This is a genomic window from candidate division KSB1 bacterium (assembly GCA_034506255.1).
Lineage (GTDB): Bacteria > Zhuqueibacterota > Zhuqueibacteria > Zhuqueibacterales > Zhuqueibacteraceae > Coneutiohabitans > Coneutiohabitans thermophilus.
Map to the genome: position 1 here is coordinate 54,719 of JAPDPX010000004.1, position 26,338 is coordinate 81,056.

Here is a 26,338-nt window from a genome sequence, read left to right on the forward strand (position 1 = left end):
GACATCCGGCTTGGAGGAAACCCGGCTCTGCCGGGGTTGGAATATTTCGAACAGACAGGATGGGATTGTTTTGCCCTCCCGGCTATCCGGGAAGGGCGCGGATGATTGCTTCCCACGATTCCCTGCGAACAACTCCCCGTTTTTCCCCTTCCTGATTTTGCCTGCCATTCCTGCCATAAGTCTTGTTCAATCCTGAAACAGATGTTCGCCGAAAACACAGAGTCCGCCACATTACAAGCCGTTTTGGCACAGGTCAATGATTTGATAATTCGAGTCTTGTCATGACCGTGTCGCTGCGACGCGGCAGTGGCATATGCTTTGCGCCCGGCGTCGGCGTTATTGCGCACAGGATTGGCGGCCGCTCTGCCGTTCTTCAAAACAGAGCGGCACAGACATGAATAAAAATTTTCAGGCGATGGCAACATGTCAGCAATGAATTCCCAGCAATGGCTGCGGCGGGTGTGGTGGTTGGGTGTGATGGTGGCAGGCTTTGGTTTCGGCGCGGGGCACGCGCAAACCAGGATCATGCCACTGGGCAACTCCATCACCGAGGGCGTCGGTTCTTCCCACAGTGCCGGGTATCGTTACTATCTCTTCAACCTCCTGGGCAATGCCGGTGTCTCGTTTGATTTCGTCGGCTCGCTGCAGGATGGCAGCGGATTTTCCGACACCGAGCACGAGGGGCACAGCGGCTTTCGCGCGGAACAACTGGATGTGACCGCCTATCTCACGCAGCACAACCCGGATTACGTGCTGCTGGAGGTCGGCACCAATGACATCTCACAGGGGGATACGCCGGCGCAGGTGCGTGACGACATCGCCGCGATCCTGGATGCGATTCACGCCTACAACCCCGCCATACAAACGTATCTTTCCACTGTGGTGCCGCGCAAGGACAATGCGGCAAAGGAGACGGCCACGGAGCAGCTCAATGCTCTTTTGCCGGCGCTGGTGAGCGACAAAGTCGCCGCCGGGCACAAGCTGGTGCTGGTGGACAATCACAGCCGCCTGGTCGCCGATCCCAACTGGGAAACCACGCTCATGGCCGACAACCTGCATCCCAATGACAGCGGCTATGAGCTGATGGCGACCGAGTTCTTCAATGCCATTCAGGGCTACCAGCCCGGTGTCGATGATTTTGCCGATGATTTCAACGGCGGCGTGTTGAGTGCCAACTGGACGGCACACCCCGCTTTCCAGGTGCAAAGCAATCAATTGGTCAATACCGCGACGGTCGACGCCTGGGACAATCATCTTGCCATTCCCAATGTCATCACCAACCCCAATGTTTTGGAATTCACCTACGGCAGTCTTTCCAATGCCGAAGGCCGTTATTTCACCGGCGTGGCCCTGTTGCTGGACAGGGCAGCCACCGATGCCAGCGGTTATCTGTTGTTGCGCAATGAGACCAGCGTGCGGTTGTTTACGATCGTGAATGGCCTGCCGGGCGTGAGCGTGGCAACTGTGGCCGGCAACGTGACGCCGCCGCCACAGGCAGGCGACCGGCTGCGGGTGGAATGGCACAGCGATGCCGGCGGACATCACTTTGTCGTTTATCTGAATGATCAGCTCGATGCCGTGGTGGATGATCCCGCCAAATTGCAGGGCAACGCGGTGACCACCTATGCCGGCATGATGGTGCACGGCAACACCAGCGACGGCGTGGATGATTTTCATCTCTACAAGCAGACCGACGCGACGCCGCCGGCCTTTGTGTCGGATTTGTCCACCACCACTGTGACTTCCACAAGCGTGGAATTGCGCTGGACTGCGCCCGGCGATGATGGCAACACCGGCACGGCGCGTTCCTATGATTTGCGTTACGCGACTTCGTTGATCACCGAGGCCAATTTCAACAGCGCCACGCCGGTGGCGGGTCTGGGCAATCCCAAGCCGGCGGGCAGTATCGAGACGGTCACGGTGAGCGGATTGCGCAGCGGCACACGCTACTATTTTGCCCTGAAAAGTTCGGATGAAATCGGCAACACTTCCGCGCTGTCCAATGTCGTGGAAGTGACGACCACTGTCCTGACCCTGAGCAGCGACACCTTTGACCGGCCCGGTCCGAGCCTGGGCGCCAACTGGGCGGCAGATGCGCGCCTGCAAATCATCAACAACGAAGTGCAGCATACGGCCACCATCGACATTTGGACGCCGGCGGTGTTCAAACTCGGCCGCAATGCGCAGGAAGTCAGCATAGTGTGGGGCCAGAATGCCACGGTCTACGGCGCGAATTTTTCCGGTGTGCTGGTACTGGCGGACAGCTTCACCACCCGGCCCAACGGCTACATGATCCAGCATTCGAACGAGCGCGGCAAGACGCGGCTGTGGCACATGCAGAACGGCAATCTGGTGACCATACTCGATGAGGGCACTGCCTTCGGCCCGAATACTCAGGCGGGCAGCGAGATGAAAGTCATCATCCGCAGGGAGGCCGCCGCGCATTTCTTCGATGTTTACATCAATGGTGTGTTTGACCGCACGCTCTCTGATCCCAACAAGCGGGAGAACGGTTCCTACTCCGGTTTCGTGCTGGAAAGCACGCTGGGCGCGGAGAACGCCCTCACGCAGTTTGAAGTCGGCGTGCAACCAGGGTCACCGGCGAAACTGCTGGTGGTGAGTGGCGACAAGCAAACGGCGCGGGTCCGGCAGAAGCTGGCGAATCCCCTGAAGGTTTCGCTGTACGACAGCTTTGACAATCCCGTGCCGGGCGCGGAGGTCAACTTCACCGCGACGCTCGGCCAGGCCAGTTTCAGCCGCGCGGACAACAACATCCGCCTCGAGGCGGAATCGGGACAAATCACCGCGCCGTTGGTGGTGCAGGATGATCCCGAGGCCTCCGGCGGCAAATATCTGGTGTATCCGGTGCCGCAGAATGACGCCGGCTCGGCGGTGTACACTTTCAATATTCCAGTGAGCGGCACCTACTACATTTGGGCACGCAATCTCACGCCCGGGGAGAGCGGCGCCAATTCCTGGACGGTGAGGGTCGATGGCGGCGCGCCGTTCGTCTACGACGTTTTTCAAGGCCAGCGTTCCAACACCTGGAAGTGGGATTTGCTCAGCGAGCGCGGCACGGGCAACCCCTCCAATCCTCAATTTGATCCCAAGACTTTCGAATGGGCGGCGGGCCAGCATACCCTCGTGGTCGAGGGCCGCTTTGACCGCGCCCGACTCGACAAGTTTTTGATCACGCGGGATGCGAGCTACATTCCGCAGGGCAAGGAAGAAGGCGGCAGCCGCACGGATGAAAACGGCATAGCCAGCACGGAAGTCGTGCTCGGCACCCTGGCGGGTCCCGTCAAAGTGGAGGCGCAATTCGGTGCTCTGGTGCCGGCGGTGTTCCACTTGACCGCAAAACCGGGTTTCCCGGGTGGTTTGGTGCAGCCCGGCGGCAGTGGACAGTCCGGTCCCGCCGGGCAGTTTTTGGCACAGCCCTTTACCGTGGTGGTGACGGACAGCTTTGGCAATCCCACTGCGGACGGCCGGGTGTCGTGGGTGGTGACGGAAGGCACCGGCCAGCTTTCAAGCTATCGCGTCATCAGTGATTCCACCGGCAGGGTGGAAGTTGATTTCGCGCCTGGCAACGGCAGCAGTCAGAACAAAGTCGAAGCGGCGGCGGCCTTCACCAGCCAGCGTTTTGAATTCACCGCGCAGACCAGCAGTGGTGTGGCAAGCGCTGCGGAGCTGGTGAGTGGATCGAATCAAACGGGTGCCGTGGCCAGCACTTTGCCGGCGCCCCTGGTGCTGCGCGTGGCGGATGCCGGCGGCCAGCCGGTGGCGGGTTTCCCGGTCGAGTTTGAGACCATGCGCGGTGGCGGTACGACCAGCGGCCACAATCTTGTGGAGAACAGCGGCTTCGAGAAGGGCAACAATGGTCTGCCCTCGCAATGGACGCTGGAAGGCAATCCCACCACGGATGAAGTTCGGCTCAACAGCAGCAATCCGCATGCGGGCAGCCGCAGCGTGTTCGTCAATGCCAACCGCAACGGCGTGGGCATTTCGCAGGTGATTTCGTATGCCGCCAACACCAGCTATACGCTGACGTTTTGGGCGAAGGTGGACAGCGGCGTGCTGCGTGTTTCCTGGCGCATGAATGATGCCGCCGGCAATCAGCAGGAGACCATCGTCGATGTGACAGCGGAAGCCACTGCCGGCGGATGGCGGCGTTACCTGGTCACGGCGACCAACCAGGCGGCCGCCAATCGCCAGTTGTTCTTCCGCACGTTGAATAGTGGCAAATTCCGCGTGGATGACGTCAGCGTGGTGCGCAACACCGGTGCCGATGGCCGTCTGGCGGTGAATTGGACTTTGGGCGACACCGTTGGCACGCAGCAAGTGCGGGCGCGCGCGCGCAACGCCAGCGGTGCGGATTTGTCCGGCTCACCGGTGGTGTTCACGGCGCAAGCCACGGTGGGCGCGGCAGCCAGGCTGGTCGAAGTGAGCGGCAACAACCAATTGGGAACGGCCGGCCAGCCGTTGGGCGCACCCTTTGTGGTGAAGGTGACGGATGTCGTCGGCAATCCGGTTTCCGGCAGCACGGTGTTGTTTGAAGTGATTCAGGGTGGTGGCAATCTTGCGGGTGCGACGACGGCCAACCTCGTGACCAACGCCCAGGGCCTGGCGCAGGTCGTGCTCACCCTGGGATCGAATGCAACGGTGAGCAATCAGGTGCGTGCCAGCGCCGCTGGTTTGACGGGCAGTCCCATTGTTTTCACGGCTGGCATCGGCACACCGGCCAGGCTGGCCAAAGTCTCGGGTGACAATCAGGTGGGGACGGCCGGCTCGCCGGCGCCCGGCAATTTGGTGGTGAAGATCACCGATGCCGGCAATAAAGCCATCTCGGGTGCATCGGTGACGTTCACAGTGCAGCAGGGCAATGGCACAATCAACGGCCAGTCCACCGCCGTGATTCGCACCGACGGCAACGGTGAAGCCCGCGCCCTCTTCGTGCTCGGGCCGCTGACCGGTGGTGAAAACCGCGTGCGGGCGAGTGCCGAGTTCAACGGCCAGGCGCTGCAGGGCTCGCCGCAGAATTTCGTGGTGCGGGCGGCAGCCTTGAAAGAGATGGCGATGATCAGCGGCAACAATCAAACCGGGATTGCCGGCGAGACGCTGGCCAATCCCTTCCGCGTGATGCTGGTGGACACGCTCAACCACGGTGTGCCGCAACAGGAAGTGACGTTCACCGTCATCGAGGGCGGTGGCCGGCTCGACAATGGCGGCACCAGCAGCATCGTGCGAACGGATTCCACCGGCCGGGCGCAGGTGCGCCTGACGCTGGGCTCGCAAATCGGCACGAACAACAACAAGGTGCGGGCGCAGGCGGCGATCGCGTTGCCGGGTTCTCCGCAGATTTTCCAGGCGAGCGCACAAGTCGGCCCGCCCGCGGTGCTGAAGAAGATCGACGGCGACAGCCTTTCCGGCGTGGTGAATAATCCCCTGCCCGAGCCTTTTGTGGTGCAGGTCACTGACCGTGCCGGCAATCCGCTCTTCGGAGTAAAGGTGATCTTTGAAGTGCTGGAGGGCGGCGGCAATCTCGACGGCGTGACCAGGGACACGGTGACCACCAACGATCAGGGGCGGGCGCAGGTGACGCTGACTTTGGGCGCCACCTCGGGTCTGTACAACAACAAAGTGCGCGCGCGCGCCTTCAACGGCTCGCTCGAGCTGCAGAACTCGCCCATGCTGTTCGTGGCCACCGCCGCACCCAGCAAGGCGCGCGTGCTTGCGATCGCGGGCGGCAACCGGCAACAGGGGTTGGCGGGCGAACCGCTGGCCAATCCGCTGCGCGTGCGCGTGCTCGACAGCCAGGGCAATCCCATCAAGGACCATCCGGTGCGCTTCCGCTCCAGCGGCATCGCCAATGGCACCTTCAGCACCACAGGTCTGGCCGACACCACCGTCGTTACCAATGCCAATGGCATTGCCGAGGTAACATGGATTCTCGGCAGCACGATTCTGCCGGACAGCCAGATGGTGACTGCCAGCGCCAACGACGGCCTGCAAAATCTGCAGGGCTCACCGGCAACCTTCAAAGCCGCGGCCACACCCGGCCTGCCCAGTGCCCGGACCTCGACCATCACCGCCTCCGGGCCGGTGCCGGCCAACGGCCAGAGCCGTTCCACCATCACGGTCACCGTGAAGGACAAGTTCGGCAATGCACTCGCCAACAAGCCGGTGCAACTCCTCGCCTCCGGCTCGGACAACAACGTACAGCAGCCCGGCGTGACCGACGCCCAGGGGCGCGCCACCGGCTCGCTGGCCTCGACCAAAGCCGAGCTCAAAATCATCACGGCCAAAGTGGACGGCGTGCATGAGATCAAGCCCGGCACCAGTGTGCGCTTCACGCCGCTGGCCGCCACGCAAATGGCGATTCGCAGCGGCCACAGCCAGAGCGGCAACGTCAACACCGCACTGCTGGAACCGTTGAGTGTGCTGGTGACGGATCAATTCAACAATGGTGTGCCCAACGTGACGGTGGTTTTCAGCGTTGAAGCGGGCGAAGGCCGGCTGCTCGGCCCGGGCCCGGTGGTGACCGACAGCAACGGCGTGGCGGCAATTCAGTATGTGCTCGGACCGACAGTGGGCGAGAACCGCGTGCGCGCGAGCGCGACCGGTCTGCGCAACTCGCCGCTCATCTTCGTGCTCAATGCCGTCAACAATCCGGCGCGCAGCATGCAGTTGATCTCCGGCAATGGCCAGACCGGGGTGGTGCTGGAAGAGCTGCTGCAGCCGCTGGTGGTGGGTGTGGTGGACAAGGACAATCGTCCGGTGGCCGGCAAGACTATCAAATTTGAAGTCACCTTCGGCGGCGGCCAGGTCAACGGCGGCCAGACGGCCAACGTGAGCAGCGATGAATTCGGCCTGGCGAAAGTGGTGTGGCGTCTCGGGCCGAGCGCCGGCTTGAATGTTGTGCGCGCCAGCGGGACAAATCTCAACAATTCGCCGCTGGATTTCCAGGCGCAGGCGCGTACCGGTCGGCCCGTCGCGCTGGTCGAGGTGAGCGGCAATGGCGCCGCCGGTGCTGTCAATCAAACCCTGGCCACGCCCCTGGTGGTGCGCGTGGTGGATGCCAACAGCAACGGCATCGACGGGGTGCCGGTGATTTTCGAATTGATCCAGGGCGGCGGCCAGCTCTCCAACGGCTTCATCAATACCGCCAATGGCGGCTTTGCCTCGACACAGATCACCTTCGATGGCGTGAGCGGCCCGCGCAAGATCCGCGCAAGCGCCAACGGCCTGGCCAACTCGCCGCTGTTCTTCACGGTGACCGCAACGCCGGGCACTGCCAGCCGGATGCAGGCAGTGGCGCGCACCAACAACCAGAGCGGCACCGCCGGCCTGCCGTTGAACTTTCCGCTGCAAACGAAAGTCACCGACATCCATGGCAACCCGATTGCAGGCGTGCCGATCAGCTATGTGGTGAAGAAAGGCGGCGGTAATTTTGCCGGACAGGCAGCGGCCACGATCATGACCAATGCCCAGGGGATCGCGCAAGTGCCATGGACCGTGGGCCCCGGCGCCAATGAAGCGGAAGCCATCGGCACCGGCCTGAGCGGTTCGCCGATCGAATTCCGGGCCACCGGCGTGACCGGCAACAATTTCCCGATTCTCGTCGATGTGCCGGATCAGCAGGCTGTGGAAGGCAACCGCATCGAGTTTGTGATCAGTGCGACCGATGCCGACAACGAGGCCATACGTTACAGCGCGGCCAATCTGCCGCCCGGTGCGGTTTTCGACTCGCTCGGCACGCGCATCTTCACCTGGCAGACCGATCTCAACAGCGCCGGCCGTTATGAAGTCAGCTTCTTTGCGCGCGATTTGCGCGGCGGCCGGGACGAGGAGATCGTCGTCATCGAAGTGACGAACAAAAACCAACCACCGGTGATCGTCAGCCGCATTCCGGCCGGCATGCCCGGTGCGCCACAGGACACCACCGTGCTGAGCGGCAGGCTCACCATGCGCGTCAACGCGGTTGACCCCGACGGTGACGTGTTGAGCTACCGCTGGTATTTGAACGGCGAGCTGACCAGCGCCATCACCAACACCTTCGAGTTTGACAGCAAGATCAAACTCAATGCGGTGGAAGCCTGGGTGTTCGATCTGGAAGACACGGTGCGCACGCGCTGGACCATCCGCACGCCGGTGCAGCTCGAAACCTTCAGCGCCACCGCAGTGGAGGGCAGGGGCGTGCGCCTGGAATGGGTCACCAGCAGCGAGTCCAACAACGCCGGCTTCAACCTGCTGCGCAGCCGCAGCCGGGACGGCGGGTATGAAAGCATCAATCTGCAGATCATCACCCCGAGCCAGGATGGCCGCTATTCCTACCTCGACACCGACGTCGAGGTCAACACGCGCTATTTCTACAAGCTCGAGGACATCGATCTCAACGGCAACATTACCGTGCATGGCCCGCTGGAGATCATGGTGGCGCCGCCGTCACGCCTCGATCTGGCACAGAACTATCCGAACCCGTTCAACCCGTCCACCAACATCCGCTACCAACTGCCGCAGAACACCCGGGTCAAACTGGTGGTTTACAATCTGATCGGCCAGGAGGTGCGCGAGCTGGTGAACACCATCATGCCGGCCGGTTATCATACCGCAGTGTGGGACGGCCGCGACCAGCGCGGCAAGCCGGTGCCCTCGGGCATTTATCACTACCGTCTCGAAGCCGGCGGCCAGGTGTTGGTGAAACGCATGACCCTGGTCAAATAACGGACCGACTCCTCTCACAATAAAAGAAAATCCCACCGCTCTTTGGCTGCGGTGGGATTTTCTTTTTGGGCAGAAGCCCGGTTTTTCCAATTCGTCCGACAACGACGCACCCCCCGGCAGGGCCGGGCTTGTCAAAGCGTTGCGTTTTGCGAAAGGGCGGGGAGGCTGCCACGGCCAAGCCATGACGCGGACGGCATTTTCGATGGAAGTGAATGCCTCTCCTCGCCTGTCTTCTACTTGGTCAGCAACATGCGCCTGGTGAGCACCTGCGCGCCGAAACGCAGGCGGCAGAAATAAACGCCCGAAGCCAGCGCCGAACCGTCGAAAGTGACTTCATGACGACCCGCAACCAGATGCTCATCAACCAAAACCGCGATTTCCTGTCCCAGCGTGTTGTAGACCGCCAGGCGCGCCGTGCCGTTCTCCGGCAGATTGAACACGATGATGGTGACCGGATTGAACGGGTTGGGATAGTTCTGCGCCAGGCTGAATTGCTGCGGCCTCTCCGGATTTTCCGCCACCACCGTGCCACTGCCGGTCTTGAAGCGCCAAACTTCCGACCACAAGCTGACACCGATGGCATTCGCAGCCCGCACGCGCCAGAAATAGAAGCGGTTTGCCTCCAGGCCGCTGGCGGCGAAGGAGGTGTCGGTCAGGCCGCTTTCATTGACCACCAAAGCGGTCGAATCGAAAGTCAGGCTGCGCGCGACCTGCAGGTCATAGGAATGCGCTGCGGCGGAACGCCGCCACTGCAGAACCGGATCACGCGCAATCTCCCCCGTGTTGTTGGCCGGATAGACCAGTAACGGTGCTGCCGGGAAGCCCGTGGAGAAGCTGAAAACCGGCGAGAAGGGGCCGGTTCCGCCGGCATTGCTCGCCCGCACCCGCCAGAAGTATCTGCTTTGTCCCGCCAGCCCGCTGATCGTTTTGAAGGTATCCACCACCCCGGTTTCATTGACCAGCAACGCGGTCGCAAAGCTGGAGTCGCCGGCAACCTGCACATGATAAGACGTCGCAGCCGTGGGGTAATACCAGCTCAACGTGACACTCGGCGGCAGATCGCGCGCGCCGTTGGCGGGCAGGGCCAGCAGCGGCGCCGGCGGCGGCACCACCTGAATCACATTGCTCGTTGCGCTCTCATTGAAATTGCGGTCGAGTGCGGTCACAACATAGTAATGCGGTCCGTTGTCCGTCGGCGTGGGCAATATCGCGGCGTTTTCACCGACCACGGTCGCGATCCTGGCGGGATCTTCGAGATCGCCGGCCGTGAGGGTGGAGGTGTTGAAATGATAAACGACGTAGCGGGAGGCCGTGTCGCCATCGCCGGCGGGCGGGGGCGCGTCCCAGCGCAGTGCCGCCGGTGCATCGCCCGCCAGCCGTTCGTAGCGCAGATTTTGTGGCGCATTGGGCAGCAGGCTGTCTTTCCACGCCATCACCGGTGGCAGGGCGTGATACCGAAAGAGATTGGTGCGCAGGCTGTCGGCGAAACCCTTGCTGTTCTCGCGAAAGTACAAGGCACGGAACATAATGCTGCCCTGCACGCCGGGATTGGCGCGGTTGGCGCGCACCTGCCGCGGGATTTCATTGGCCGGCCAGTTTGCCGCGCGATAGACGGCCTGGCCGGGATAGAAGTGCCGGCCGTTGCGCTGCGACGCCCACCATGGCATGAGCTTGCCGTAATCCTGGCTGCCGCCAAAGGGCCAGTAGAGTTGCGGCGTGATGTAATCGACAATTTGGCGCTGCAGCCAGGCCAGCGCGTCGCAATAGATCGTGCTGTAGGCATCCAGGCCGGTGATGCCGGGCGGCACCCCGTTTTTCCAGATCCCGAACGGGCTCATGCCGAATTTCACATGCGGCTTGACCGTCTGGATGCTGTCATGAATCGTTTGAATGAGCAGATTGACATTGTCGCGCCGCCAGTCACCGAGGTTGGTGAAGCCGCGGCTGTAATTGGCAAAGGTCGCGGCATCCTGATTGGTGATTTGATTGGGCGGATAGGGATAGAAATAGTCGTCGAAGTGCACGCCGTCAACATCGTAGCGGCTCACCACATCCATCACCACGTTGGTGATGTGCTGGCGCACCTGCGGCAGACCGGGATCGAGAAATTTGATGGTGCCGATTTGAATCACCCACTCCGGGTGCTGCACCGAGAGGTGGCGGGGATCGTTGGGATAATTGCCCACTTCCCGCGAGACGCGGTAGGGATTGAACCAGGCATGCAGTTCCATGCCGCGCCGGTGTGTCTCCTGAATCGCGAATTCCAGAGGATCATAGAAGGGCGAGGGCGGGGTGCCCTGGCTGCCGGTGAGCCAGTACGACCACGGCTCGAGCGTGGAGGCGTACATGGCATCCGCCTCCGAACGCACCTGAAAGATCACGGCATTGATGTGATGGGTTTGCAATTCCTCGAGCAGCCGCACCAGTTCGGCGCGCTGTGCCGCGGGAGTGAGGAACGGCGAGCTGGGCCAGTCGAGATTGATAACCGTGGCGATCCAGGCGCCGCGAAATTCTCGCTTGGGCGGGAGGAACTGCGCCAAAACAGAAAAAGCATTGATGAACAATACAATCGCGCACAGCAATAGCGGTTTTTTCATAGCACCTCTCAAGAGTTCAAGTTGTCAAGCCAATGTCGCGCCGGCTGCTGCAGAAATTCCTCCAGCGCAATGCCATCCGGGCCGACCAGCAGGGTCTTGGCCGGCGCAAATGCCCGCTGAAAGGCAGTCATACCCTCAAAATGTCGCCGCCGTCCGCTTTTGACCTCGATGCCAAGCAGACGCTCTCCCTGCCGCAGCACAAAATCGACTTCGTGTTTATGATTGCGCCAATAATAAATTTCGTCACCCGTGCCCAGTGCGCTATTGACCAGATGTGCGCCCACCGGCGTCTCCACCAAATGTCCCCAGCGTACGGCATCCTGCCGCCAGGTGGCAAAACCCACTCCCGCCGTGGCCGTCAGCAAAGCATTATTTAAAACCAGCCATTTCGGACTGGAGGCACGCCGGCGCAATGGCGTGCCTTGCCACTTTTGCAAACCTTTGATCAACCCGGCGCTTTCCAGCAGATGTTGATAATGCGCCAGTGCGGTGGTGTTGCCGGCATCCAGAAGTTGTTCCAAAAGTTTTTGATAAGAAACAACCTGGCCGGCGTATTCCGTGGCCATGACGAAAAGCTGACGCAACAGCGCCGGTTTTTCGATGCGGGTGGGCAACAAAATGTCTTTGCTCAAAGTCGTCTCGATCAACGATTCCCGCACATATTGCGCCCAGCGCCGCTCGTCCGTGATTAAAGCCGCAGCGCCGGGATAGCCGCCAAAATACAAATACTGGTCGAGATTCCAGCCAAATGCCGCCCGACACTCGGGCCAGGACCAGTGTGTGGCATGCAACTGCTCGAAACGGCCGGCCAGGCTTTCGGTCAATCCGGTTTGCATGAGCAGCGCGGAAGAACCCAAAATGACAACGCGAATATCACGCCCCGCGAGGGTGTCCTCGTCCCAGCAGCGTTTGACGGTTTCCGACCAGCGCGTAATTTTTTGCACTTCATCCAAAACCAGCAGGACGGGATGGCCGGTTTGCGTCTGCAAACGCGCGCGCTGCCACTGTTGCTCAATCCAAAATGAATCCGGCGGTGCGGTTAAATCGGCGGTGGCGTAATGCGCGGTCCCCCCCAGCTTTGCAGCACTTGCTGTGCAACTGTGGTTTTGCCGACTTGCCGCGGACCGGTGAGCACCTGGATAAAGCGCCGCGGCTCGCGCAATCTTGTCAGAAGTGTGCCGGCGACAGGCCTTTGATAATCAGAAGGATGCATGATGGCTTGAAAATTTACTCAATGAGCCGGGTAAAAATAGGCAGATGCGCGCGCAAAAGCAAGCACCCCCAATGCAGCAACAAAAAGGGCGCGGAAGAATTTCTCCGCGCCCCGGGATTACGTTTGAAGACTCCGTGCCACCTCGTTATTTTAGCAGGCTCATTCTTTTTGCCAACTTTACACCGTTGGAGGTCATTTCGTAGGTGTAAACACCCGCGGCAAGCCGCGAGGCATCGAACGTGACCTTGTGAGCACCCGCAGACAAATGCTTGTTCACGAGCGTGGCAACCTCCTTGCCCAGCATAATTTTCTGATGATTTCACTGCGCAGCCCCTCCCGGAATTCCACCGGCAGTGCAAAGGCGGAGGCACTGTAGTCCCATTGGCGTTGGCGGATCATATCGCGCTCGAATTTCCCCGCGCACTCGTCACACAAAGACATGTCGTCCACGCGACCGTAGGCATCACAGGCTTGGCATCGCCCGTCGTAGCCCGGCCAGTCGTCTTCCTCGTTCGTTTCCATCTCTGCGATGAGGGCCAGCGCCGCGCTCTCTTCCGGGTTGGTGTAGTAGCTTTTTTCTCCGATATACCAGATGCCGGTCTCACCTCGGTCACTACGTTTGTGGCTGGCACGTTTCGTTTTGCCCTGTGCCATGAGTCTTTCCAGGCTTTCCCGATCCTCTATTGTCGCCATCCGGCTGAAACGCAGATTGTCGGCGCTGGCCTCGGACTCTTCGTGCCGGAGATGGTCGCGAATCAAGTCCTTTGATTTCTTGACTGATGCTTCCGTGCTGAAGAACTGCTGAAAATACCCCAGTGCCAGCCGGGGTTCTTCATGCGGCGGTTGTGGCGGGATGACGCGCGGCCGCTCAAATTCGACCTGGATGATGGTGTTGTAGTGTTGCATCATGGCGATGCAAGCCTCCATTGCTTGATTGCCAACTGAGCGTTGCCAGCCCAACGTTTTCCTGTGCCTGCTTGCGTGGCGAGTTGCGGCGGCTCGCGCGATCCTGCTGGAAGCGTGCCGGTGACAGGCCTTTAACAGCCAAAGGATACATGCGGGCCAGAGAATCTACGCAATGATCTGAACAATAGTAGGCAGATCACCGCGCAAAAGCAAGCGCCTCAATGCAACAACGAAAAGGGCGCGGGGGGATTCCCCTCGCGCCCTTGGGTAAGGCCTGAATTGCTTTCTATCGCCTCGCTATTTCACGAACAGCATGCGCTTGGTGAGAACTTCGTTCTCGAATTTCAGGCGATAGTAGTAGGTGCCGGTGGCCAGGCCGGTGGCATCGAAGGTCAAGTTGTGGTTGCCGGGCGCCATCATCTGATCGACCAGAGTGGCGACCTGGCGGCCCATCATGTCGAACACCACCACTTGCACGCGCCCCTGCTTTTGCAGACTGAAGGGGATCGTGGTCTGCGGGTTGAATGGGTTTGGATAATTCTGGAACAACTGGAAGGTTTGCACATAGGCCCAGTTGCTTTCCCGGCCTTCCACGCTGGTGCCCACACGCATGAACTTCTGCACGATTGGATAGTCGCTGGCGCCGAAGCAGAGCACGTAGGCGATGTTGCGATTCGGGCTGAAGGCAATGCCGCGCGGCCGCTCGTTGGCATTCGCGGGAGTGTTGAACTGCCATTCGATCCAATCAACGATTTCCTTGGTCGCCGGATCATAGGCATACCAAACATTCGGCTTCCAGAAAGTCGTCGCGCCCGGGAAACGATTGGGTAGATCATTGTAAGAGCCGGCGCTGAACCAGAGCTGGGTGCCGTTGGGATCCCACACCACGGATTCGCTGTCAAAGCCCTTCAACAGGGTGTCGGTGACAGCGAAGGCTGAGAATTCATCCGGGCGGGTGTACTTGTAAACGGCGTGATTGGTGTAACCGCACCAGTAGATGGTGTTGCCATCTTTAGAGACTTCAAAGCTGCGCGAGAAGCCCTTGGAACTATCCACGGCGTTGCCCAGGAAGTTGAAATCCTTGTCGAAGATCTTGATGGCGTTCGGTGGTACGACGGGCGCGGTGAAGACGTTGCCCTGGGCATCGACGGCGGGTGCGGTGAGCGTGACGCCCGTTGTCGGCACCACTTTGGCCATGCCGGCGCCGGTCTTGTAGTTGATGCGATAAAGTGCATCGAAATGGGCCGCCAGAATGTTGCCTTCATGGTCAGTGCGCAGGCCGCGGGCGCTGTTGAACAGCGTGTCGGTTACGCTGCCAATCGTCAGGGTTTTGATCGGTGAGAACGGTGCCGGGCTGCCATCGGGGTTGAAGACATAGATCGCGCGCGTGGCTCTTTTGGTGCCGGCCGCGGTGGTAATGCTGTCACTGGCGCCGAAGAATTGCACCCAGACTTTGCCATCGGGGTCAACCGCAACGCCGTGTCCGCCCGAAAAGCCCTTGAAGTTGTCGTTTGGGAAATTGCTTTTCGAGGTGGCCGGGAAACTGCTTTGCAGGCGTTCGAACTTCTGCACGATCGGATAATTGCTGGCGCCGAAGCAAGTCACGTAGGCGGTGTTGCCATCCGGGCTGAAGGCGATGCCGCGCGGCCGCTCGTTGACATTTGCCGGCGTGTTCAACTTCCACTCGATCTCATCCACCACTTTGTTGTTCACCGGGTCGTAGGCGTACCAGGTGTTGGGTTTCCAGTAGGTGGTGGCGCCGGGGAAACGGTTGGGCAGGTCGTTGTAGGAGCCGGCACTGAACCAAAGCAGTGTGCCGGTCGGGTCCCACACCACGGATTCGCAGTCAAAGCCCTTCAACAGGGTGTCGGTGACAGCGAAGGCGGAGAATTCATCCGGGCGGGTGTACTTGTAAACGGCGTGATTGGTGTAACCGCACCAGTAGATGGTGTTGCCATCTTTAGAGACTTCAAAGCTGCGCGAGAAGCCCTTGGAACTATCCACAGCGTTGCCCAGGAAATTGAAATCCTTGTCGAAGATCTTGATGGCGTTCGGTGGTACGACGGGCGCGGTGAAGACGTTGCCCTGGGCATCGACGGCGGGTGCGGTGAGCGTGACGCCCGTTGTCGGCACCACTTTGGCCATGCCGGCGCCGGTCTTGTAGTTGATGCGATAAAGTGCATCGAAATGGGCCGCCAGAATGTTGCCTTCATGGTCAGTGCGCAGGCCGCGGGCGCTGTTGAACAGCGTGTCGGTTACGCTGCCAATCGTCAGGGTTTTGATCGGTGAGAACGGTGCCGGGCTGCCATCGGGGTTGAAGACATAGATCGCGCGCGTGGCTCTTTTGGTGCCAGCCGCGGTGGTGATGCTGTCACTGACACCGAAGAACTGCACCCAGACCTTGCCGTCGGGGTCGACCGCGATGCCGTGTCCGCCCGAACTGCCTTTGAAATTGTCATTAGGAAAATTGCCGGCGAATTTCCATTGCGCCTGGCTGCTGGTTGCCGCCAGCGCGAGGACGACAACCAAGGCTGATAGCCATTTAGACATAGCTTTCTCCCTTCACGAAGATGAATTGGATGGATACTGATGAAGAATTATCAGACGCAGCAAACGTTCTTTCTTGCTCAGCCTCCTTTCCTGATTGCATAGACACCTTGCTCCCTAGCGGGCCGCCCTTTGTAGTCCCGATCCCTTGGGGATCGCTGTTGATGCCAATCAACTCACAGGCTGGAGCAATGCCCCACCAGGGGGCAGGGTTACGAAATCACGGTAGCAGAGCGTTAGTTGTCTCCCCGGCCGTAATACGGCGCGCTCTTTTTCACCAGGTTGACCTTGAGCAGGGCCTGTGTGCTGCTGCCAACGGCTTCCCGGATGACATAAAGAAACGTGCCGTTATCCCAGCCGAAGCTCAGGCTTTTGGGCCGAAGCAAGCCGGGATAAAGTGCCTCCGCCGTCCGGTTGGGATGAACCACCACCATGGCCTCCGGCGCATCCGTGCCGATATACAAGTCGCCGTCCGCCGCAAAGGTAATCGCATAGACGCCGGCACCCGCGGCACCGAAGGGTGAAGCCGAGAAATTGAAATACTCCTCCTCCGGACCCAATTGGTCAGCCGACACGATGGCGAAGCGCCAGACCTTCTCGGCGCCGTCACGATTCCCGGCGAGATAAAGATGGTCGTTGAAAACGCGCACCGACCGCACATTGGCCACAAAGGGGAAGCTGCGCACGTTCTTGTCCTGCCGGACGCGATAAATCTCCGGGTTGTTGCCTGCCAGCCACAGGTTGCCCTCGCGGTCGAAATCCATGTCATAAAGCCGCGTGGTCGTGGTGGGCAGCACCACCCAATTGGTGGGGTTGCCGCCGGCCGCCGGAATCTGAATGATGCGGCGTTCCAACGTCAGGCCATAGAGAAAGCCGCCCGGCCCGACTTTGAGCGAAGTATAGCGCGTCGGTGTGCCGGTGGGTTTGGGGGAAAAGCTGCTGCGCGTGCCCTCCGGGGTGAACTTCGCCACGCCGGACTGGCTGCTGACATTGTTGTTGACAAACGAGACATAGGCATTGCCCTGCGCATCAAACGTCACCGACCACGGCACTTCGGCTTTGTCAAACACTTTGACCTCGCTCACCGCCTCCAGCAGTCGGTACGAAACGGTGTTGCTGAACTTGTCGGCATGCAACACTGCGATCCTCAGTTTGATGTTGTCCCTGGGCAGATTCGGCGCCCTCACCCGCAGTTGTGTCGCCGAAGCCTCCAGCACAGTGGCGACGGTGGCGTCGAAATAAACCAGGTTTTCCTCCTTGACCGGCGAGAAGTTTTGGCCGTTGATAGTGACAATGCCGATGCCGGCAAAGGTATCCGGCGGGGTGACACTGGTGATCACCGGCGCCGGCCGGCTGACATAGTTCGGATCGAACAGGCTGGGAGTGGGTTCCTCCTCGCAGCCGGCCATGAAAGCGCCGAGCAGCAGGCCGACGGGCAGGATGGCCAGCAGCTTTCCGGCAGTGGAAAAAAGAATCGCTCTACTCATCGTCGTCCCATTGCTATTTGAACACGGTCACAAAGCCCTTCAGTAGGCAAATTTCACCGAGAAGCGATGGACTTGGTCGAACAGGCCGAAGGGTGTGTAGGCATAGTCCAGCGCCAGATGGTTGCCCTTGCGAAAACCGGCGCCCACGCTGAAGTGGTGTTCATCACTGGGAAAGAGGTAGCCGGCGCGCAGGGCAAAGGCGTTGAGAAACACGTATTCGCCACCCAATTTGACCTGCTCGGGATAATCGCGCGGATGCGTCGCTTCCACGGCGAGCACGAAATCATGTGGCGAGTGCGCGTCCGTCAGCAGATCCATGGCATTCATGGAGAGCCCGATTGCGAAGATCAGGGGCAGTTGAAAAGTCTCGTCCTGATATTTGATCTCTTCGGAAAAATTGCGCACGTTCATGCCGAAGTCCAGGCTCTTGAAACCGGTGCGATAGATGATACCGAGATCGAAAGCCAGGACGTCCACCTTGTTTGCCGTGGTGATCTGGCTGCCGTCGCTGCCAAAACCGATGATGGCGGTCTTGAGATCCTGCTTGACGAAGCGCACGTTGCCGCCCACCGAAAACTTGTCGGTGAGCGCTTTGGCATAGCCCAGCCCGACGGACAAGGCCGTGGGCCGGAAGGTGCCGGTGTCCAGAAAACCGGCCTCATTGTCGGCGCGGATGGTGCCATAGACCTCGCCGTAGTCGACCGACAGGAAGCTCACGCCGAACACTCCGTATTGCCCGTCGCCGGGGTTGAAGGCCAGGCTGCCGTACGAATAGTTGATGTCGGCGATCCATTCCACCCGGCCCAGGGCAATGTCCACTTTGGTAGGCAAACGCGCGATGCCGGCGGGATTGAAAAACAGTGCGGCGGAAGAGCCGGTCATCGTGGCCGTAGCCTCGCCCATGGCGGTGGCACGCGCGTCAGTGGCCACCGTCAGGAATTTCAGGCCGGTTTGCGCCAGCTTTTGTTGCTGGCTCAATCCCGGCGCGACCGCCAGCGCCACCAGCAAACAGCTCAGTTGCCGGACAGCAATTCTTTTTTTCATCGATCCACCTGTGGGGCTTAGTGGTTCATGCAAGCAATCGAAGGCATCTCAAACTCGGGACCCCGCGGCTGCACCCGCCGCCCGGGCGTTTTTCCCCGGGCGTCATCGCCAGCCATGCAGGCTTCAGCGCACCACGACGAATTTCACCACCGAGCTTTTGCCGGTGACTTTGTCGGTGACCACGGCGAGATACAAGCCACTGACGATGACTTGATTGGAGGAGGTGATGGAATTCCACGCCGCGTCGCCGCTGCCGTCGCTATGCTCGATGGTATGGATCAATTCGCCGCTTTCCGTGAAGATGCGGATGGTGCACTGGCCGGGGATGTTGAAGAACTTGATCTGATTCGGCTGATCAAAGCGCAGCGAGCCCCGCGGTGCGGAAATGTGATAGGGATTGGGCACCACGCGAATCGCGCCCGCTTCATTGACATCACTGCTCGTAATCGCCGGGCCGGCCTGGCGTTTGAGATTGGCCGCGTTGTAGGTCTGCGTGTAGTAGCGGTTGCTGCGCAAGGCCCCGCGTGGTGTCAAGCCTGCACCGGTGTTGTCCTCCGGTTTGCCGACCGCAACGACGTAGTAGTAGTAGTCGCGGCCGCGAATCGGCGAAGTGTCGGCATAGCGCCGTTCGTTCGGTCCGGCGGTGTGAATCAGGACGTGGGTGCTGTCTTTCGAGCCGGCGGCGCGGTAAATCTCGAACCCCGCCAGCTTGGGGTCATTGTCTTGATAGGTTTCCCAGGACACGACAATGCGGTCACCGCCGCTTTCGATATTGACCGACTTGGGAGGCAGCGGCGGCCGGGGAATGGCGTAGCCGGAATTGAAGTTGGCGAGAGCGCGCCGAAACGTCTGAAACAGCGAATCCCGGCCGGACATGACCCAGATGTTTTTCTCCCGTGCCGTGATTTGCCCGCGTTTGTACAGCCGGCCGATGGTTTCCTGGCGCTCGCGGCTGATGCCCGAGGCGCCTTCCGCCATCACGATGTGAATACTCTCGCCGGGACGCAGGGTGTAGGGGCCGTAACCATTGGCAAACGAAAAACCGCCGGTTGTGCCCAGGGAGGGATCACCCGTGGGCTCGATGAAATTGCCGCTCGGCTCCACCCGGTCGGCATGCCGTGGCTGGTGCCCTTTCGACATCCAGCCATATTCCAAAGTCATCTTGGGAATGTTGAAGGCATCATTGTTGGATTGCAGCGGCGCGTCCGAGTCCTCATGGCTGGTGGTGGAGGGCTGGCCGGGATCATCGGTTTGATCGGTGGCGGAGCGATCGGCGTGCAGCGTCACCACCCCGATGAACTGGGTCGCGCCCAGCCGGCCGGTGGTGTCCGCTTCCGTGGTGCCCACCCCGGAACCGGGCGCCCAGATCGGCCCGCCGATGTTGTCGTAGCGCGTGAAGGGCGGATACTTGCCATGCCAGGTGAATTGCGCGCGGAAATTTTCGCCCGGTGGATCGGGCTTGATGCCGTCACCGCGTGCGTCATTCATGGCGTTGATGCCCCAGCCGGTGGCATTGCCGATGACATAGCGGGTGGCGGCGCAGACCGAGTTGCGATACTGAAAATAGAAGTAGACGCCCTCCAGTGTGGTGTTGGGCAGCTCGATTTCCGGGTCGCCGTCGGTGTTGCCGGTGTTGGTGAAGGTGTAGTCGTAGACGAAGTAGTTGTCATGATAATCCTGGCTGAATTGCATGATCTTGCGCGTCATGGTGATGCCGAGCTGGCAATTGACCACCACCACCAGCATGCGGTCGGGCACCAGGTTGGGGTCAACTTCGTCGTTGTCCACCGGTTTGTCATATGACAATTCGCCGTCGACATAAACCTCCGGCGGGGCAAAGCGGCTGATCATTTTGAATTGCACCGGAAAGAATTCGTTGGCGCCGCTGACCCGCGGGCCGACGTGCACGACTTTGTAGGGATAGGTCGTACCGCGTTCATCGGTGAAGTTCACCGCGCCGATCCACAGGCCACGCGCCGCCTGCATGTCCTGGTAGGCATAGATCGCCGGCCATTGCATGCCATCCTGCTGGCTGCCGATCGGCCCGCCGACCTCGACCTCGCAGCCAATGGCGGAGAACCAACTGTGCAGCGAGCCCGCGGCCATGTAGCGGTTCTGGAATTGCGCCAGGCCCGGGCCGGGTGCCAGCAGAAAGGCCAGCATTGCAAGGCAAGCCCAAAAGCGCAGCACGTGCTTGATCTCACACATCGTTTTCATTGCTCCCTCGAGTGAAAATGAATGACGTGGCTGCCTGCGCCGGCACCGGTGATGACCGCCCGGCGTGCCCGGCGTGGCGGCGGCACACTCGTGTCATGTCAAAAAAGGGTGAACGACAATTGCAGGCCGAAGAAAATGTCCCGCGGGTTGAGAAATGTGAGAAACTCCTGGTTCGGCATGTCGATGTAGGCCTTGGTCTCAAGGATCCGTTTTTTGCGGGCCTCATCGGGATCATTGGGATCATACGGCTCGTAGGGAACGGTGCGATAGTCGCCCGGCCGGTCATTGCCGACAATGGGCGAGTAACCGGCATCGAAATCACGCAGGATTTTGCTGATGTCCGCCGGGTAGTGCAGGGACTTGAGATAGCGTTCGTAATCCTCCGCGTTCACGAAGCCGCCCTGCGACATGTACTTGAGATTGAGCGCGTTGTTGACGTCCATGAAGAACTGCACCTCGGCGTTGGCAAGGCGGAAGGTCTTGCTCAGGCGCAAGTTCACATTGTAAAAATCCTTCCAGTGCAGGATGTTTTGAATCTCTGTGATGTTGGCGCCACCCGGGGGCGTGTAATAGGCGCCGGAGGACCAGGTCGCCAGCACGTTCAACCGCCAGTTTTCCAGCGGATGCCAGCCCAGCACTTTCGGGCCGACGGCAGCCGGCGAGAAGAGATAGACATTGGCGCGTGCAAACGGCTGCGCCAGCGGCTTGACTTGATAGTGCGAGCGCGTGTCGTTCTCATACCTTTCCTGCTGGCTCTTCACATCGACATATTCGGCAAAGCCGAAGTTGCCGAAGGTGTTGACCTGATAGGTGTAGTTCAGGAATCCCTGAATCCAGTTGCCACGGTTTTTCGTGACGGTGAACTCGAAGCCGCGAATGTCTTCGTAGTTGGTCGGCTCCACCGCCTGATAGTTCACGGCGTTGCGGATGCTGCGATATCTCACCAGCCGCGGTTGCAGCGACACATCCTTGTAATAACCGGCAAGCCGCACCAGATATTGATCGAACAGGTTGTGCTCATACCCCAATTCGTAGGCCACGGTCTTTTGCAGCGGATTGTTGGGGTTGCCGATGCGAATGACTTCCTTGGTTGCGGAGGCGCGCCGGAAGAGATACAAATCATCGGGCGTGGGAAGCTGGCGAAAATGGCCGTAGTTGAAGTAGAGCTTGCTGTTCACGGAAATGGGAAAGGCAACCCCCAGGCGCGGGCTGAGGGTGAATTTGCGCTCGGTGTCGGCCTTGGCCAGCAGGGTGTCGATGCCGTCGGCCTTGGCCCCGGAGAAGGCGGCATCGAAGGGGCTTTCGATGACGTACCACTCGCCGCCGGCATGGGAATAGTCCAGGCGCAAGCCGAGATTGGCGATCATGCCCTCGAACTCCAGTTTGTCCTGCAGGTAAAGCGCACCGCGTTTCGGAAAGGTGTGCCATACCGACCGCGAGTTGTTGTCGGGGAGATAGAAATCGAACAGGGCGTAGTTGACGTTGTTGTCGGTGTAGACAAACTCGAAGCCGGCTTTGAACTGGTTGAAGCGGCCGACTTGTTTGCTGATGTCGAACTTGGCCGCCCACACCCCCACTTTGCTGCTGTCGCGCGAGTTGCTCATGCCGAAGCCCATGCGGAAATCCGGGGTGCCCAGGCCGGGCGCCGGGAAGGGATAAAAGCCGAAGGGGGCCTCGTCCACCAAGTACCCGTTGCCGAAGGCGTAGCGCGGCGTGGTGTCGCGCGGCCGGCCGGGGTTGGTTTCATACTGCGAGTGGAAGTAATGCAGCGTGGCCTCGTAGAAGGTCGAGGGCCCGAGCACGTGCGTGAGCTTGGCACCGATGCTGTTGCGTGTGATCGCGGAGGGCGCCCAGTAATCGGTGTTGAACATGCGCGTGTCGATGTAGCTCACCCGGTTGAGCGCCGCGGCAATGCTGCTGGTGGAGCGGAACAGCCCGGGCAAGCCGGCATTGTTGTTGTTCGTGCCGCGTTCCCGGCCGCTGATGCCCTCGATCATCAATTTCATTTTGGGCGTGATATCCGCGGTCAGCTTCAGTTGCATGTTGTAATCACGATAGCCGTCACGCGAGAGCGGGATGAGGTACATGTCCTGGGTGGTGCGGTAGGAGGTGAAGAAGCGCAGGTCTTTGAGGGCTTTTCCGATCACCGGCACCGGGCCGCCCAGGCTGACATCGAAGTCATAATCCGGGTCCACGATATCGAGCTGGCGGCGGTGCTGCCACAGGAAAAGCTGGCGCAGGGCCTCCGGAGTGAGGTCATTGTTGGGGTCATCATCCTGCAAGCGTTTCAACGCCACGGCATTCCAGCCGCCTTCGAAGGGGGCATATTGTTTGCGCGTGAACTCGTCCCACGCGCCGTTGTTGGTGCCGGTCCAGCACACCGCTTCATCGACGAAGGGCCGGATCCAGTAGGAATTGCGATCGTGCGGGGAGGGCCCGAAATGCTTTTGCGCCGGCGGACTGTAGCGCGAAATCAACCCGAAGGTGTAGCGATCCTTGCCGCCTTCCTTGGTGGTCACATTGACGACACCGGAGCGAATGTTGCCATATTCGGCATTGAAACCGCCGGTTTGAATCTGAATCTCTTCGATGGCGGTGTAGCTGATGCCGGTGTAGGGTTTGTTGTCGCGTTCGTCGCGCAGCGCGATGCCGTCCACCACGAAGGCCGTTTGGCTGGCGGTGTTGTCGGTGACCCGGCCGCGGATGATGATGCCGGTGTCATCATAACGCACGCCGGCTTGCAGCGCCACGACGTTCTCCAGTCGGACGACCGGCAGCGCCTCGACTTCTTTGATGTTCAGGTTCGCCGTGCTGGCGGAAACGTCCTTCTGCACCACCGGCCGCTCTGCCACCACCACCACTTCTTCACCCGCCAGGACTTCGGGTTTCATGGCCACGTTGATGGTGGTGGTGAGATCGATATTCACCCGCACATCTTTGACCTCGTAAGTCGTGTAACCGATGATGCTGGCGCGCAGCGTGTAGGTGCCGGCGGGAACGAAGGGCATGACAAAGTACCCATCCAGCGCCGTCGCCGCGCCGATGGTGGTGCCGACCAGAGTGACATTGACCGCCGGCAACGGCATTCCGGTCTCCGCATCTTTCACCGTGCCCGCAATTTTGCCGGTGGTGCCGGCATGGGCCAGTGCGAAGCAACAGGCGAGAGCAGCGGGCAGGAGCACAAACTTCTTGGGCATGCGTGACTCTCCTCTCCTTATTTTGAAAAATGGAATCGTGATCGCCAGAGGAAGCGATGATGATCAGAGAGATGCTGTCGTTTAAAAATTTATCGGGGGAGGGGTTCAGAATTTTACGCCAGAACGCAACTCCGCACGGTGCAGGCAGTCAACAAAAAAATGCAAGACTCGGACCACGCAAAGATCAACAAGCACTTTTTAATTTTTCAAAATTTGCTGTCAACCAATCGCGTTTTTTTCCCGGCTTTGTGAAAAAAGAAGGCAAAAATTCCTGTTGTTGCGAAAGGTGCTTTTTACCATTATAAGGAATGAGGTTGCGGATTTTGGGAAAGACTTGAAGGCAATCGCCACTCATGCTGTCGCGTCCAACATGATTTTGAAGGTGCAGATATGGCCACATTCACCCGGTTGGGCCCGGTCAAAATAGCCAAACTTTCCAGCCATGTCAAGCGAAATGTTCCGCCGGCGGCAATGCCCGGTTCCTTGTGATGACGTCGCCCAGAGCTCTTGTCCGATGCTGCTCACTTTTTGGAGGGCCAAGCCAATTGCGGGCAATTCAAAGGCAGTGACAGAAAAATTATGCGAGCGGGTTTTCATCGAAAACCTTCTTGCTCGCTGAATTTTGCATCCAGATTGATCCCCCGCCACGAGAAACACCGATTTGATCACGGCGCCCAAACACCCAGGGGGGTGGCGCATAAAAAATTTTGCCGGCCAACGTGCGGTCAACTCCGGCAGGGGTGCACGTCACACACGCCATTTCTTCCGGACAAGAGCAAGCCAGCATGTAAAATTCAGGCAGCGCAACCGCTATTCAACCTTCAGTGTCAGGGTCAAACACAAACAATTTGCCCACGAAAACAGAAATCCCACGGGAACAGCCATGTCGTGGGAGTCCACTTTCGTGGAGAGAAGCCGTGACGCCTTCGGCAAACGGGCGAATTTCGAAGTCAGGGCCGCTCCACCTTCGAAAAAAGTCTTGCTTGGCTTCGAACGGTATAACTGGCGGCGTTTTGTGAACACGTCATTTCCTCCGGGCAACAGCAAACCGGCATGTAAAATCCAGGTGGTCGCTCGGCATGAGACCTGAATGTTTTGCACCCGTAAATCTCCTGGCACGACTTTCTTGAAAAAGTTGGTGACATTGGACCTCTTGTCTGCAGGTGGGGATGCCGGTGCGGTGTCTTGCGCAACTGAGACAGGATTACCCCCGGCTGCCTGCCGCCCGTCAGTCATGAAGGCAATGCCAACATTTTCTTCATGACAGTTCAACCACGACTGGGCCGTGGCTCGCAGGAGAGTTTTGTGTGAAGTTCCACGCACCGGCCAAGCCGTTGCGCCTCCCGTTGGGTGAACTTTTGCAAATCTGCACTGCCTGGTTGATAGTGCAGCGCCTGCGCCACCGCCGCCGCAGACCGGTGTGGCGGGCAGGCAACAGTGTGTCTTTATCACCGCATGCGTGATGCTGCCCGGCACTGAAAATCATGGCGTTCCTGCCGCGTCCCGAATGGCATGGCATTTGTCCTTTGGCCGGCAGACTCTCACAATGACAAGGAGCCGTGAACCATGAAAACCAAGACAGTTTTGCTCGTCGCGCTCACCGTGGTCTTGCTGCTGGCGCCCAGGGCAGTGCGCTCCCAGCCGGCCGTCGCGCTCTCCAACATCGGGTTGAAGCTGGATCTCGGCGCCGGCAGTGAACGCCTGGCCGGCGCCCTGAACCTTGAACCGGCGGGCGCGCTTGCTCTGCATCTCGGATATGGCGTGTCGCAGCCGGTGACGCTGTGGCTCGGCTTGCAAGTGAGCAAGCATGTGCAGGAAGAGCTGCCGGAGTTGCAAAGCGGCATGACCGGCGTGGAGCTGAATCTGCAGTACAAACTTCGCCCCTTCCAGAGATTCCGGCCCTACGGCAAGGTTGGTCTCGGCGGTTTCATCCTGGAAACCGAAGCCACGCAAATCACACTGACTGGCGGCGGTGTGGTGTGGGCGCTGGGCGTCGAATATCGACTGGCGAAGTTTCTCTCGCTCGGCGGAGAATTTTACTGGAAGGATTTTGACTTCGATCGCCGGCGCCTTGGGCATGAGAGTGATTTCGAAAAGCTCGAAGACCCCCTTCCCGGCGACAGTCGCGGCTTCATGCTCCACCTCACTCTGCAATGAGACCGGCTTGCCATAAAGCCTGCAGGACGAGGCCGTCGCGTTTTTCTCCCCCGCAAATGGACTCCCACGGATCAGCTTTTTCCGTGGGCGTTCTGTTTTCGTGGACGGATGCTGTCGCTGTGCGCAATAGAATCGCTGGTTGGGCGAAGGTGCCGTTTTTTCCTCCCGCGAAAATGGGCTCCCACGAAACGGTTTGGGTGGGAGTTTTGTTTGTGTGAGAGGGTTTGCCTTGCAGCATTTGTGGTGAAATGA

At 59.8% G+C, this 26,338-nt stretch carries 12 protein-coding genes; 2 read left to right on the forward strand and 10 right to left on the reverse strand.

Annotated elements, in window-relative coordinates:
- The first annotated feature begins 423 nt into the window (after positions 1-423).
- Positions 424-8,721 carry an Ig-like domain-containing protein gene (locus tag ONB52_08875; GenBank protein MDZ7416257.1) on the forward strand — a complete coding sequence of 2,766 codons (8,298 nt, stop codon included), beginning with the start codon at positions 424-426 and terminating at the stop codon, positions 8,719-8,721.
- A gap of 233 nt (positions 8,722-8,954) precedes the next feature.
- Here ONB52_08875 and ONB52_08880 read toward each other — a convergent pair whose 3' ends face one another.
- From ONB52_08880 to ONB52_08925, 10 genes are all read right to left on the reverse strand, one after another.
- Complete coding sequence (locus ONB52_08880) at positions 8,955-11,318, reverse strand: family 10 glycosylhydrolase (protein ID MDZ7416258.1); 2,364 nt, start codon at positions 11,316-11,318, stop codon at positions 8,955-8,957.
- Positions 11,319-11,326: 8 nt separating this feature from the next.
- Positions 11,327-12,307 (reverse strand): DUF4143 domain-containing protein, encoded by a 981-nt coding sequence (locus tag ONB52_08885; protein MDZ7416259.1) that lies wholly within the window; start codon positions 12,305-12,307, stop codon positions 11,327-11,329.
- 497 nt (positions 12,308-12,804) lie between these two features.
- A complete protein-coding gene (locus ONB52_08890) occupies positions 12,805-13,440 on the reverse strand; it encodes a hypothetical protein (protein MDZ7416260.1) in 636 nt (211 codons plus the stop codon).
- Positions 13,441-13,734: 294 nt separating this feature from the next.
- Positions 13,735-15,987 (reverse strand): T9SS type A sorting domain-containing protein, encoded by a 2,253-nt coding sequence (locus ONB52_08895; GenBank protein MDZ7416261.1) that lies wholly within the window; start codon positions 15,985-15,987, stop codon positions 13,735-13,737.
- A 233-nt stretch (positions 15,988-16,220) separates the two neighbouring features.
- The gene (locus ONB52_08900; protein ID MDZ7416262.1) at positions 16,221-17,471 is read right to left on the reverse strand and encodes an IPT/TIG domain-containing protein; all 1,251 of its coding nucleotides are present in this window, start codon (positions 17,469-17,471) and stop codon (positions 16,221-16,223) included.
- A 39-nt stretch (positions 17,472-17,510) separates the two neighbouring features.
- Positions 17,511-18,515, reverse strand: a complete 1,005-nt coding sequence (locus ONB52_08905; GenBank protein ID MDZ7416263.1) for a PorV/PorQ family protein — start codon at positions 18,513-18,515, stop codon at positions 17,511-17,513.
- 123 nt (positions 18,516-18,638) lie between these two features.
- Positions 18,639-20,732, reverse strand: a complete 2,094-nt coding sequence (locus ONB52_08910; GenBank protein ID MDZ7416264.1) for a hypothetical protein — start codon at positions 20,730-20,732, stop codon at positions 18,639-18,641.
- 98 nt (positions 20,733-20,830) lie between these two features.
- On the reverse strand, positions 20,831-23,929 hold the full coding sequence (locus tag ONB52_08915; GenBank protein ID MDZ7416265.1) for a carboxypeptidase-like regulatory domain-containing protein: 3,099 nt from the start codon (positions 23,927-23,929) through the stop codon (positions 20,831-20,833).
- A 184-nt stretch (positions 23,930-24,113) separates the two neighbouring features.
- Positions 24,114-24,284, reverse strand: coding sequence for a hypothetical protein (locus ONB52_08920; protein ID MDZ7416266.1), 171 nt, complete (start codon positions 24,282-24,284; stop codon positions 24,114-24,116).
- Entirely contained in the window at positions 24,281-24,526 is a 246-nt protein-coding gene (locus tag ONB52_08925; GenBank protein MDZ7416267.1) for a hypothetical protein, read from the reverse strand. The genes ONB52_08920 and ONB52_08925 overlap by 4 nt, the downstream gene beginning before the upstream one ends.
- Before the next feature lie 969 nt (positions 24,527-25,495).
- Between ONB52_08925 and ONB52_08930 the strand changes: the two genes are divergently transcribed.
- Entirely contained in the window at positions 25,496-26,086 is a 591-nt protein-coding gene (locus ONB52_08930) for a porin family protein (protein MDZ7416268.1), read from the forward strand.
- Positions 26,087-26,338: the final 252 nt, after the last annotated feature.

Bases quoted from the DNA above. Each gene is read 5' to 3' on its own strand.
- ONB52_08880 (MDZ7416258.1), bottom strand. From the start codon at position 11,318: ATGAAAAAACCGCTATTGCTGTGCGCGATTGTATTGTTCATCAATGCT.
- ONB52_08890 (MDZ7416260.1), bottom strand. From the start codon at position 13,440: ATGATGCAACACTACAACACCATCATCCAGGTCGAATTTGAGCGGCCG.
- ONB52_08905 (MDZ7416263.1), bottom strand. From the start codon at position 18,515: ATGAAAAAAAGAATTGCTGTCCGGCAACTGAGCTGTTTGCTGGTGGCG.
- ONB52_08930 (MDZ7416268.1), top strand. From the start codon at position 25,496: ATGAAAACCAAGACAGTTTTGCTCGTCGCGCTCACCGTGGTCTTGCTG.
- ONB52_08920 (MDZ7416266.1), bottom strand. From the start codon at position 24,284: ATGAGTGGCGATTGCCTTCAAGTCTTTCCCAAAATCCGCAACCTCATT.
- ONB52_08895 (MDZ7416261.1), bottom strand. From the start codon at position 15,987: ATGTCTAAATGGCTATCAGCCTTGGTTGTCGTCCTCGCGCTGGCGGCA.
- ONB52_08900 (MDZ7416262.1), bottom strand. From the start codon at position 17,471: ATGAGTAGAGCGATTCTTTTTTCCACTGCCGGAAAGCTGCTGGCCATC.
- ONB52_08915 (MDZ7416265.1), bottom strand. From the start codon at position 23,929: ATGCCCAAGAAGTTTGTGCTCCTGCCCGCTGCTCTCGCCTGTTGCTTC.
- ONB52_08910 (MDZ7416264.1), bottom strand. From the start codon at position 20,732: ATGAAAACGATGTGTGAGATCAAGCACGTGCTGCGCTTTTGGGCTTGC.
- ONB52_08925 (MDZ7416267.1), bottom strand. From the start codon at position 24,526: ATGAAAACCCGCTCGCATAATTTTTCTGTCACTGCCTTTGAATTGCCC.
- ONB52_08875 (MDZ7416257.1), top strand. From the start codon at position 424: ATGTCAGCAATGAATTCCCAGCAATGGCTGCGGCGGGTGTGGTGGTTG.